We start from the raw sequence: 11,443 nt of genomic DNA, 5'->3' as shown, positions 1-11,443 counted from the left end.
TGCCAATTCAATATATTGCAGGACCATGTAGGCCTGATAAGCGTAGCGCATCAGGCAGTTTAGCGTTTGTCACCAGTCTCTAATATGGTCGACATGAAAACTACGCATACCTCCCTCCCCTTTGCCGGACATACGCTGCATTTTGTTGAGTTCGATCCGGCGAATTTTTGTGAGCAGGATTTACTCTGGCTGCCGCATTACGCGCAACTACAACACGCTGGACGGAAGCGCAAAGCCGAACATTTAGCCGGGCGGATCGCTGCAATTTATGCGCTGCGGGAATATGGCTATAAATGTGTGCCCGCAATCGGCGAGCTACGCCAACCGGTGTGGCCTGCGGAGGTATACGGCAGTATTAGCCACTGCGGGGCTACGGCATTGGCCGTGGTTTCCCGTCAACCGATTGGCGTTGATATCGAAGAAATTTTTTCTGCGCAAACAGCGACCGAATTGACAGACAACATTATTACACCAGCAGAACACGAGCGACTCGCAGACTGCGGTTTAGCCTTTTCTCTGGCGCTGACACTGGCATTTTCCGCCAAAGAGAGCGCATTTAAGGCAAGTGAGATCCAAACTGATGCAGGTTTTCTGGACTATCAGATAATTAGCTGGAATAAACAGCAGGTCATCATTCATCGTGAGAATGAGATGTTTGCTGTGCACTGGCAGATAAAAGAAAAAATAGTCATAACTCTGTGCCAACACGATTAATTGACAACATCTGGTACGATTCGCCCGCAGCCATCACTGACCGCGGGCGAAAGTGTAAAGCAGGTGCCTTACCATCCTGACCTGACAACCGGATATGCGGGGATTGCTCCCCGCACAACGGCTACTTCTTCGGTTCGTAAGCGAGAACAGCCTTAAACTCAATATTACGTTCCTTTACGGTGAACTCACACAGCGAATCCCCGACCAGAAGCGTAAATCCCAGCACCGTTAAACACAGCACTATGACTGCCGCAAGGGCATATTTCGTCAGCATGTTTATATTGCCTCCATGCGAAGAAGGGACTACCATCCAAATTGTTCAGGTTTGGGTAGGTAGCCCCAGGGTTGATAGAAATATCGTCCTGGGGCTTCATCTTTCCAGACCTCAGAGTAAACCTGAAACCGGAAAGCTTCAGGCACCCGCAGTTATCTTACCCTTGCTTAGCAAAATAGCTGTTTATTTATACAGTAAGTCCTGTTTCGGACTTCTCACTCCCCATTTGATCAACTGAAGCTGAACCCGTTTTTTTCTGCATGCCTCAATCGTCAAAATTCTTCGCCACAGTCAGCACTGCCATAACTTGTCACATTGCAAAAGTAGCCAAATTGCTTCTGTCATAATCAGTTCACCATCACCAAAAAAAAGAAACATTCCAGAACTTCCGCATCTCGCCCAGCCGCTCCCACTTCTATACTGAATAGAAAACGCCAACATAAGAGAAACCTATGCCATTACCCGATTTTCATGTTTCTGAACCTTTTACACTCGGTATTGAACTGGAAATGCTGGTGGTTAATCCGCCGGGCTATGACTTAAGCCAGGACTCTTCAATACTGATTGACGCGGTTAAAAATAAGATCACGGCCGGAGAGGTAAAGCACGATATCACCGAAAGTATGCTGGAGCTGGCGACGGATGTTTGCCGTGATATCAACCAGGCTGCCGGGCAATTTTCAGCGATGCAGAAAGTCGTATTGCAGGCAGCCGCAGACCATCATCTGGAAATTTGCGGCGGTGGCACACACCCGTTTCAGAAATGGCAGCGACAGGAGGTATGCGATAACGAGCGCTATCAACGAACGCTGGAAAACTTTGGTTATCTCATTCAACAGGTGACCGTTTTTGGTCAGCATGTTCATGTTGGCTGCGCCAGTGGCGATGACGCCATTTATTTGCTGCACGGCCTGTCACGGTTTGTGCCGCACTTCATCGCCCTTTCCGCCGCGTCGCCATATATGCAAGGAACGGATACGCGTTTTGCCTCCTCACGACCGAATATTTTTTCCGCCTTTCCTGATAATGGCCCGATGCCGTGGGTCAGTAACTGGCAACAATTTGAAGCCCTGTTTCGCTGTCTGAGTTACACCACGATGATCGACAGCATTAAAGATCTGCACTGGGATATTCGCCCCAGTCCTCATTTTGGCACGGTGGAGGTTCGGGTGATGGATACCCCGTTAACCCTTAGCCACGCGGTAAATATGGCGGGATTAATTCAGGCTACCGCCCACTGGTTACTGACAGAACGCCCGTTCAAACATCAGGAGAAAGATTACCTGCTGTATAAATTCAACCGTTTCCAGGCCTGTCGCTATGGGCTGGAAGGCGTCATTACCGATCCGCACACTGGCGATCGTCGACCGCTAACGGAAGACACCTTGCGATTGCTGGAAAAAATCGCCCCTTCCGCACATAAAATTGGTGCATCGAGCGCGATTGAGGCCCTGCATCGCCAGGTCGTCAGCGGTCTGAATGAAGCGCAGCTGATGCGCGATTTCGTCGCCGATGGTGGCTCGCTGATTGGGCTGGTGAAAAAGCATTGTGAGATCTGGGCCGGTGACTAAGTAGGGAATTGCCTTACAGAAGAATATCCCTGACAATGGTGTTTTAACTTACATTTAACAATGTTATGAAACACCCTTTAGAAACCTTGACTACCGCAGCAGGCATTTTGCTGATGGCTTTCCTCTCTTGCCTGCTGCTGCCCGCCCCCGCACTGGGGCTGACGCTGGCACAAAAACTGGTGACCATGTTCCATCTGATGGATCTTAGCCAGCTTTACACTTTATTGTTTTGTCTGTGGTTTTTAGTGCTGGGCGCTATTGAGTATTTTGTTCTGCGCTTTATCTGGCGACGCTGGTTCTCGCTGGCGGATTAAACGTCGATTATCGCCGTACTTCGCGGCATACTTTGCTTATTCTCCTTCGCCTAAAGGAACGTTTATGGATAAGCAATCACTGCACGAAACGGCGAAACGCCTGGCCCTTGAGTTACCCTTTGTCGAGCTTTGCTGGCCTTTTGGCCCGGAGTTCGATGTTTTTAAAATTGGCGGCAAAATTTTTATGCTGTCGTCGGAGCTGCGCGGCGTCCCCTTTATCAATCTGAAGTCCGATCCACAAAAATCCCTGTTAAATCAGCAGATATACCCGAGCATTAAGCCAGGGTATCACATGAATAAAAAGCACTGGATTTCGGTGTATCCCGGCGAGGAAATCTCCGAAGCGTTACTTCGCGATCTGATCAACGATTCGTGGAATCTGGTGGTTGATGGTCTGGCTAAACGCGATCAAAAAAGAGTGCGTCCAGGCTAAAGCGGAAATCTATAGCGCATTTTTCTCGCTTACCATTTCTCGTTGAACCTTGTAATCTGCTGGCACGCAAAATTACTTTCACATGGAGTCTTTATGGATATCATTTCTGTCGCCTTAAAGCGTCATTCCACTAAGGCATTTGATGCCAGTAAAAAACTTACCCCGGAACAGGCCGAGCAGATCAAAACTCTCCTGCAATACAGCCCATCCAGCACCAACTCCCAGCCGTGGCATTTTATTGTTGCCAGCACGGAAGAAGGTAAAGCGCGTGTTGCCAAATCCGCTGCCGGTAATTATGTGTTCAACGAACGTAAAATACTTGATGCCTCGCACGTCGTGGTGTTCTGTGCAAAAACCGCGATGGACGATGCCTGGCTGAAGCTGGTTGTTGACCAGGAAGATGCTGATGGCCGCTTTGCCACGCCGGAAGCGAAAGCCGCGAACGATAAAGGTCGCAAGTTCTTCGCTGATATGCACCGTAAAGATCTGCATGATGATGCAGAGTGGATGGCAAAACAGGTTTATCTCAACGTCGGTAACTTCCTGCTCGGCGTGGCGGCTCTGGGTCTGGACGCGGTACCCATCGAAGGTTTTGACGCCGCCATCCTCGATGCAGAATTTGGTCTGAAAGAGAAAGGCTACACCAGTCTGGTGGTTGTTCCGGTAGGTCATCACAGCGTTGAAGATTTTAACGCTACGCTGCCGAAATCTCGTCTGCCGCAAAACATCACCTTAACCGAAGTGTAATTCTCTCTTGCCGGGCATCTGCCCGGCTATTTCCCCTCAGATTCTCCTGATTTGCATAACCCTGTTTCAGCCGTCATCATAGGCTGCTGTTGTATAAAGGAGACGTTATGCAGGATTTAATATCCCAGGTTGGGGATTTAGCGGGTATTGAGATCGATCACACCACCTCGATGGTGATGATTTTCGGTATTATTTTTCTGACCGCCGTCGTGGTGCATATTATTTTGCATTGGGTGGTACTGCGGACCTTCGAAAAACGTGCCATCGCCAGTTCACGGCTTTGGTTGCAAATCATTACCCAGAATAAACTCTTCCACCGTTTAGCTTTTACCCTGCAGGGGATTATCGTCAATATTCAGGCGGTATTCTGGCTGCAAAAAGGCACCGAAGCGGCAGATATTCTGACTACCTGCGCGCAGTTGTGGATCATGATGTATGCGCTGCTTTCAGTCTTCTCGTTGCTGGATGTTATTTTGAATCTGGCGCAGAAATTCCCGGCGGCATCTCAGTTACCGCTGAAAGGGATATTTCAGGGGATTAAACTGATCGGCGCAATCCTGGTCGGCATTTTGATGATCTCGCTGCTGATTGGTCAGTCGCCAGCGATTCTGATCAGCGGTCTTGGTGCAATGGCTGCCGTGCTGATGTTGGTATTTAAAGATCCGATTCTTGGTCTGGTGGCAGGTATTCAGCTTTCCGCGAACGATATGCTGAAACTGGGCGACTGGCTGGAGATGCCGAAATACGGCGCGGATGGCACGGTGATCGATATTGGGTTAACCACCGTCAAAGTGCGTAACTGGGACAATACCATTACCACTATTCCCACCTGGTCTCTGGTTTCTGACTCCTTTAAAAACTGGAGCGGGATGTCAGCATCTGGCGGGCGACGTATTAAGCGCAGTATCAGTATTGATGTCACCAGTATTCGTTTTCTTGATGAAGACGAAATGCAACGTCTGAATAAAGCGCACTTGTTAAAACCTTATTTAACCAGCCGCCATCAGGAAATTAATGAGTGGAATCGCCAGCAAGGTTCTACGGAGTCGATATTAAACCTGCGCCGAATGACCAATATTGGAACCTTTCGTGCCTATCTGAACGAATATCTGCGTAACCATCCGCGGATTCGTAAAGATATGACCTTAATGGTACGCCAACTGGCTCCAGGTGATAACGGTTTACCGCTCGAGATCTACGCGTTTACCAACACCGTGGTGTGGCTGGAATATGAAAGCATTCAGGCTGATATATTCGATCACATATTTGCGATTGTCGAAGAGTTTGGTCTGCGACTTCATCAGTCGCCAGCCGGCAATGATATTCGCTCTCTGGCGGGTGCATTTAAGCAGTAATTAAAAAAACCGCTCTCATCGAATGGATGAGAGCGGACATCGTTTTGTCGGATGTAGCGTGAATGCCTTATTTCCGACGCAGCGTTTTAAATGCCACAAACAGGAATACAATCCACACCGGCAGCAGGATCGCTGACAAGCGCATATCATCCATCGTGCACATCAGCAGCAAAATCATGCCGAGGAAGGCAATGCAAAGATAGTTGCCGAACGGATAAAGCAGCGCCTTAAACTGTGTTTCACGTCCCTGACGTCGCATCGCCGCGCGAAAACGCAGATGCGCCAGGCAGATCATAATCCAGTTCAACAGCAGCGTTGCTACCACCAGCGCCATCAGCAGACCAAACGCTTTTTGCGGCAGCAGATAGTTGATTAACACCACCAGCGAAGTGATCGCTCCGGAAAGCATCAGCGAGTTAATCGGCACGCCGCGATGGCTGACGCGAGTCAAAAACTTCGGCGCATTACCCTGCACAGAAAGGCCAAACAGCATGCGGCTGTTAGAGTAAACCCCGCTGTTATACACTGACAGCGATGCTACCAGAATGACGAAGTTCAGCGCAGAAGCTACCTCGTTGCTGTCGAGATTATGGAAAATCATCACAAACGGGCTACTGTTGGATTTCACTTCCACCCACGGATAGAGCGCCAGTAAAACCACCAGTGAACAGATGTAAAACAGCAGGATGCGATACACCACCTGATTTACCGCTTTTGGAATGCTTTTTTCCGGATCGCGCGCTTCAGCGGCAGTAATCCCAATCAGCTCCAGACCGCCGAAGGAGAACATAATTACCGCCAGCGACAAAATCAGCCCATTCCAGCCGGTGGCGAAGAAACCACCGTAGCGCCAGAGGTTGTCGATACTGGCTTTCTCGCCGCCGTGACCAGAAAACAGCAGCCACAGGCCAAAGCCGATCATACCGATGATTGCCAGCACTTTAATCAACGCAAACCAGAACTCGGTTTCGCCATATAAGCGCACGTTCACCAGGTTAACGGCGTTGATGATAATAAAGAAGGCGGCAGCCCAAATCCACGTTGGAACATCCGGGAACCAGTACTGCATATAGATGCCCGCAGCGGTCAGCTCTGCCATTCCCACCAGCACGAACATTACCCAGTAGTTCCAGCCAGAGAGGAAGCCCGCAAACGGTCCCCAGTATTTATAGGCAAAGTGGGCAAATGAACCGGATACCGGCTCTTCGACCACCATCTCGCCGAGCTGGCGCATAATCAGGAAAGCGATGATCCCGGCGACGCCGTAGCCCAGCAATACAGCCGGACCCGCCATCTGAATCGCCGGGCCAATGCCAAGAAACAGACCAGTACCAATTGCGCCACCCAGCGCAATCAGTTGAATATGACGGTTATGTAATCCGCGATGAAGCGTCGGCTCTTGATTTGACGCAGTATCTTCCGATACGGTTGACGCGTTTTTCACGCCTTTCCCCTGTGTGTCTTTTTTGTTGAGGGGCACCTTTTAACATTTAGTGCCCATCGTCGCAAGACACAATCCACACGGTTAAACGGGGTATCCTGCTTTTATTTCCGTACCCGATGTCGGTGCAGCCACATCAGCTTATACGCCGCCGGGATAATAAACAGCGACAGCAAAGGCGCGGTGATCATGCCGCCAATCATCGGTGCGGCAATCCGGCTCATCACCTCTGAACCAGCCCCCGTTCCCCACAGAATCGGCAGCAGACCGGCGATAATCACCGCCACCGTCATCGCTTTCGGGCGCACGCGCAGTACCGCGCCGTGATACAACGCCTCATCCAGCTTCTGCTCACTGAATGTTTGCGGATTATTCAACGACGGCTCGGCCTCTATGGCGTGACGTAAATACATCAGCATCACCACGCCAAATTCGGCGGCGCCCCCGGCAAGGGCAATAAAACCGGTGCCCGTTGCCACAGAAAGATGAAAGCCCATCCACCACAGCAACCAGATGCCGCCCACCAGCGCAAACGGTACGCTGCTGATAATCAGCAACGCTTCGCCCACCCGACGGAATGCCAGATACAACAGCACGAAGATGATCATCAGTGTCATCGGCACCATGAGTTTCAGCTTATGGTTGGCGCGCTCCAGTAGCTCGAACTGCCCGGAGAATGCCACGCTGGTGCCCGGTTTTAACTGCACTTTTTCAACTATCGCTTTTTGCAAATCGTGAACCACCGACACCATGTCACGATCGCGGGCATCGATATAAATCCAGCTCGTCGGGCGCGCATTCTCGGTTTTCAGCATCGACGGTCCGGTAGAGACTTTAACGTCGGCCACGTCTGCCAGGGTGATTTGCTGCTTCATCGGCGTCAGGATCGGTAGCTGGCGCAGTGCCTGCGGGCTATCGCGCCAGCTTTGCGGATAACGCAGATTAATGGGATAACGGGCAATCCCTTCCACCGTTTCGCCAACCATCGCCCCGCCCACCGCAGAAGTCACAAACAACTGCACATCCGCCACCGTCATACCGTAACGCGCGGCTTTTTCACGGTTAATCTCAACGTTGATATAGCGCCCACCTTCCAGACGCTCGGCAAGCGCAGAAGCCACGCCTGGCACCGTTCGCGCTACTTCTTCAATTTGCTCAGCCATCGCGTCGATATCCGCCAGCACAGTGCCGGAAACTTTAATGCCGATGGGGCTTTTAATGCCGGTTGAGAGCATATCGATACGGTTACGAATTGGCGGCACCCACAGATTCGCCAGCCCCGGCAGCCGCACGGTGTTATCCAGTTCCTCAATGATTTTGTCCATCGTCATGCCAGGCCGCCACTGATCCTGCGGCTTAAGCTGGATGGTCGTTTCAACCATCTCGAGCGGAGCAGAATCGGTGGCGGTTTCCGCTTTCCCGGTTTTGCCAAATACCCGCGCCACTTCAGGTACGCTCATAATTAGCTTGTCGTTTTTTTGCAGCATACTCGCCGCCTCTGCTGCGGAAATCCCCGGCAGCGTCGATGGCATATACAACAAGTCGCCTTCATTGATCTGCGGTAAAAATTCCCCGCCAACTTTATTGAGCGGCCAGAGAACCGTCAGCACCGAAAGCGCTGCCACCAACAGCGTGGTTTTCGGCCAGTGCAGTACTTTCAGCAATAGAGGATGATAAACACGAATCAAAAAGCGATTGAGCGGGTTACTGCTTTCCGGCGGAATTTTGCCACGGATCCAGTAACCCATCAGGATCGGGATCACTACGATCGCCAGCAGCGCCGCACCCGCCATCGCATACGTTTTGGTGAACGCCAGCGGGCCAAACAGACGCCCTTCTTGCCCTTCCAGGGTGAAGATTGGGATAAACGACAGCGTGATAATCAGCAGACTGATAAACAGCGCCGGCCCCACTTCAACAGATGCATCGGTAATCACCTGCCAGCGCGTTTTATTATCCAGCGTGGCGTCAGGATGCTGGTGCTGCCACTCTTCCAGCCGTTTATGCGCATTCTCGATCATGACGATAGCAGCATCGACCATCGCCCCGACGGCAATCGCAATGCCACCCAACGACATAATATTGGCATTCAGTCCCTGGAAGGGCATGACAATAAAAGCAATACACAACCCCAGCGGCAACGAAATAATCGCCACCAGCGCCGAGCGCACATGCCAGAGAAACAGCGCACAGACTACCGCCACCACAATAAACTCTTCCAGCAACTTGCCGCTGAGGTTGTCGATGGCGCGGTCAATGAGCTGGCTGCGATCGTATGTTGTAACTATCTCCACGCCTTCCGGCAGACTACTTTTCAGCGTTTCCAGTTTGTCCTTCACGGCGGCGATCACTTCTCGGGCGTTTTTGCCGGAGCGCAGGATCACCACCCCGCCCGCCACTTCGCCTTCGCCGTTCAGTTCGGCAATGCCCCGGCGCATCTCCGGGCCAACCTGGACCTTCGCAACATCGCGCAGATAAACGGGCACGCCATTTTCACTGGCTTTTAAAACGATGTGATTAAAGTCGTCGAGCGTTTGCAGATAGCCGCTGGCGCGCACCATATATTCCGCTTCCGCCAGTTCGATCGACGAACCGCCCGCTTCCTGGTTTGAAGCATCCAGCGCGCTTTTTACTTCGGCGAGACTGATGCCATACTGCGCCAGGCGCTGGGGATCGATAACCACCTGATACTCTTTCACCACACCGCCCACCGACGCCACTTCCGCAACGTCAGGGATGGTTTTCAGCTCATATTTGAGAAACCAGTCCTGTAATGAGCGTAAATCGGCCAGATCGTGCTTACCGCTGCGATCCACCAGTGCATATTCATAGATCCAGCCAACACCCGTGGCATCTGGCCCCAGCTCGGCGCTGACTCCCGCAGGCAGCTTACCCTGTACCTGGTTGAGGTACTCCAGCACCCGCGAACGCGCCCAGTACGGATCGGTACCATCTTCGAAAATGACATACACATAAGAGTCGCCAAACTGCGAGAAACCACGCACAGTCTTCGCGCCAGCGCACCGACAACATGGTGGTGGTTAGCGGATAAGTCACCTGATTTTCAACGATTTGCGGTGCCTGCCCGGGATAGCTGGTTTTAATAATCACCTGCACATCGGAGAGATCCGGCAGCGCATCCACTGGCGTATTAATGATGGTCCAGGTGCCCCAGATGCTAAGAAACAACGCGCCCATCAGCACCAAAAAACGGTTCGCCACCGAGCGACGAATAATCCATTCAATCATTGGTTATTCCCTCAATGCGCATGGGTAGCACTTTCAGAGCGCATCCGCTCCAGTGCGCCAGAAATATTGGCTTCGGAATCAATCAGGAAAAGGCCGCTGGAAACCACCTTTTCACCTTCCGCCAGACCAGAGCGTAATGCGGTGACACCTTGCGATGCCTGGAAAACGGCAACGCGTTTCGGTACAAAGCGCCCGTCGGCATCAATGGTAATCACCCGCTGTTCGCTACCGGTATCAATCAGCCCTTGTGACGGAATGAGCAGCATCGGTTCGCTGGCGGTATTGAGTTGCAACCAGGCGTTCATGCCCGGTTTTAGCGCCTCGTCGGCGTTGTCGACTTCCAGACGCAGCTGCAGCGTGCGGGTCGCGGCATCCACGCCGGGTAGCAGCGTCCATTTGCGGATGGTGAGTGTTTTATCCGGTCGTGCCGGAACGGTGAGCGTAAACTGCGAGGCATCTTTCACCAGCCAGGCGATAGACTCCGGGATCGCAGCAGTGACCCACACCGGGTCCATACCCTGAATTTTCGCTACCACGTTATCTTTGGCGATATTCATTCCCGCGCGCAGATCAAACGCGGTGATCACGCCATCAATGGGCGCTTTGAGCGTAAAGCGAGTCTGGATTTTTTGCGTGGCGATCAGGCGGCGAATATCCGCCTCCGGCATTCCCGCCAGTCGCAGCCGCTCAAGAATGCCTTCAGTCTGGGTCGCCGTACCGCCGGTTTCGCGCAGCAGTAAATACTCACTCTGCGCTTCCACCCAGTCAGGAATGGTCAGGTCGAGAAGCGGTGTGCCCTTTTGTACTTTATCGCCCACGGTAAGCGGATACACCTTGTCGATAAACCCGGCAGCGCGAGCCTGCACAATGGCATACTGATACTCGTTGTAACTGACATTCGCCGGGAAACTCTGGGCAAAAGTCAGCGGTCCGCGCGTGACGGTAGCCGTTTTCACCCCCAGATTCTGCGTCTGAGTCGGGTCAATGCGCACACCAGACGCAGAACTCTCTTCATCGGCATATTTCGGCACCAGATCCATATCCATAAACGGCGATTTACCTGGTTTATCGAACCGCGTATTGGGGTACATCGGGTCGTACCAGAATAAGATTTTACGTTCTGCGGGTAATGCTGCCAACTTACTGATTTAGTGTATGATGGTGATTTTAAGGTGCTTGCGTGGCTTCCATTTCCATCAGATGTCCTTCCTGCTCCGCTACTGAAGGCGTGGTGCGTAACGGCAAAAGCACTGCCGGACATCAGCGCTATCTCTGCTCTCATTACCGTAAAACATGGCAACTACAGTTCACTTACACCGCCTCTCAGCCCGGTACGCACCAGAAA

The 11,443-nt window shown here is 51.9% G+C and carries 10 protein-coding genes and 2 pseudogenes; 8 read left to right on the top strand and 4 right to left on the bottom strand.

Features of this window, described 5'->3' with window-relative positions; all coding sequences use genetic code 11:
* The first annotated feature begins 93 nt into the window (after positions 1 to 93).
* Positions 94 to 714: an enterobactin synthase subunit EntD gene (gene entD, locus BHE85_RS06145; RefSeq protein WP_001298903.1), complete on the top strand. Its 621-nt coding sequence runs from the start codon at positions 94 to 96 to the stop codon at positions 712 to 714.
* Positions 715 to 835: 121 nt separating this feature from the next.
* Here entD and hokE read toward each other — a convergent pair whose 3' ends face one another.
* The gene (hokE, locus tag BHE85_RS06140; RefSeq protein ID WP_000956455.1) at positions 836 to 988 is read right to left on the bottom strand and encodes a type I toxin-antitoxin system toxin HokE; all 153 of its coding nucleotides are present in this window, start codon (positions 986 to 988) and stop codon (positions 836 to 838) included.
* Here hokE and BHE85_RS28195 point away from each other — a divergent pair.
* The 6 genes from BHE85_RS28195 to ybdG all read left to right on the top strand — a co-directional run bounded on the left by BHE85_RS28195 (position 957) and on the right by ybdG (position 5,408).
* Positions 957 to 1,226 carry a hypothetical protein gene (locus BHE85_RS28195; protein ID WP_009008364.1) on the top strand — a complete coding sequence of 90 codons (270 nt, stop codon included), beginning with the start codon at positions 957 to 959 and terminating at the stop codon, positions 1,224 to 1,226. The genes hokE and BHE85_RS28195 overlap by 32 nt on opposite strands.
* A 214-nt stretch (positions 1,227 to 1,440) precedes the next feature.
* On the top strand, positions 1,441 to 2,559 hold the full coding sequence (locus BHE85_RS06130) for a YbdK family carboxylate-amine ligase (protein ID WP_001130610.1): 1,119 nt from the start codon (positions 1,441 to 1,443) through the stop codon (positions 2,557 to 2,559).
* Between the two features lie 65 nt (positions 2,560 to 2,624).
* Positions 2,625 to 2,873 (top strand): DUF1158 domain-containing protein, encoded by a 249-nt coding sequence (locus BHE85_RS06125; protein ID WP_000682518.1) that lies wholly within the window; start codon positions 2,625 to 2,627, stop codon positions 2,871 to 2,873.
* A 64-nt stretch (positions 2,874 to 2,937) separates the two neighbouring features.
* Positions 2,938 to 3,306, top strand: a complete 369-nt coding sequence (locus BHE85_RS06120) for an MmcQ/YjbR family DNA-binding protein (RefSeq protein ID WP_000360951.1) — start codon at positions 2,938 to 2,940, stop codon at positions 3,304 to 3,306.
* A gap of 93 nt (positions 3,307 to 3,399) precedes the next feature.
* Entirely contained in the window at positions 3,400 to 4,053 is a 654-nt protein-coding gene (gene nfsB, locus BHE85_RS06115) for an oxygen-insensitive NAD(P)H nitroreductase (RefSeq protein WP_000351464.1), read from the top strand.
* 107 nt (positions 4,054 to 4,160) lie between these two features.
* Positions 4,161 to 5,408, top strand: a complete 1,248-nt coding sequence (gene ybdG, locus BHE85_RS06110; RefSeq protein WP_001153161.1) for a mechanosensitive ion channel YbdG — start codon at positions 4,161 to 4,163, stop codon at positions 5,406 to 5,408.
* A gap of 67 nt (positions 5,409 to 5,475) precedes the next feature.
* Here ybdG and pheP read toward each other — a convergent pair whose 3' ends face one another.
* The 3 genes and pseudogenes from pheP to cusB form a co-directional block, all read right to left on the bottom strand.
* The gene (gene pheP / locus BHE85_RS06105) at positions 5,476 to 6,852 is read right to left on the bottom strand and encodes a phenylalanine transporter (RefSeq protein WP_000786309.1); all 1,377 of its coding nucleotides are present in this window, start codon (positions 6,850 to 6,852) and stop codon (positions 5,476 to 5,478) included.
* A 101-nt stretch (positions 6,853 to 6,953) separates the two neighbouring features.
* Positions 6,954 to 10,098, bottom strand: a pseudogene (gene cusA, locus BHE85_RS06100) (Cu(+)/Ag(+) efflux RND transporter permease subunit CusA).
* An 11-nt stretch (positions 10,099 to 10,109) separates the two neighbouring features.
* A pseudogene (gene cusB, locus BHE85_RS06095) lies at positions 10,110 to 11,222 on the bottom strand (Cu(+)/Ag(+) efflux RND transporter periplasmic adaptor subunit CusB); the annotation flags it as partial.
* A 56-nt stretch (positions 11,223 to 11,278) separates the two neighbouring features.
* On the opposite strand from cusB, the gene BHE85_RS06090 reads away from it, so the two are divergent.
* A partial coding sequence (locus tag BHE85_RS06090; RefSeq protein ID WP_146628064.1) for an IS1 family transposase occupies positions 11,279 to 11,443 on the top strand: 165 nt, incomplete at its 3' end.

Origin of the sequence: Shigella sp. FC1567 (genome assembly GCF_001743015.1) — a bacterium.
GTDB lineage: Bacteria > Pseudomonadota > Gammaproteobacteria > Enterobacterales > Enterobacteriaceae > Escherichia > Escherichia coli.
Note: the sequence above shows the minus strand (reverse complement) of the source record. Positions and strands in the feature narration are given on the sequence as shown.

Coding starts and splice junctions, on each gene's coding strand:
- BHE85_RS06130 (WP_001130610.1), top strand. CDS start 1,441: ATGCCATTACCCGATTTTCATGTTTCTGAACCTTTTACACTCGGTATT.
- nfsB (WP_000351464.1), top strand. CDS start 3,400: ATGGATATCATTTCTGTCGCCTTAAAGCGTCATTCCACTAAGGCATTT.
- hokE (WP_000956455.1), bottom strand. CDS start 988: ATGCTGACGAAATATGCCCTTGCGGCAGTCATAGTGCTGTGTTTAACG.
- ybdG (WP_001153161.1), top strand. CDS start 4,161: ATGCAGGATTTAATATCCCAGGTTGGGGATTTAGCGGGTATTGAGATC.
- BHE85_RS06125 (WP_000682518.1), top strand. CDS start 2,625: ATGAAACACCCTTTAGAAACCTTGACTACCGCAGCAGGCATTTTGCTG.
- BHE85_RS06120 (WP_000360951.1), top strand. CDS start 2,938: ATGGATAAGCAATCACTGCACGAAACGGCGAAACGCCTGGCCCTTGAG.
- BHE85_RS28195 (WP_009008364.1), top strand. CDS start 957: ATGACTGCCGCAAGGGCATATTTCGTCAGCATGTTTATATTGCCTCCA.
- entD (WP_001298903.1), top strand. CDS start 94: ATGAAAACTACGCATACCTCCCTCCCCTTTGCCGGACATACGCTGCAT.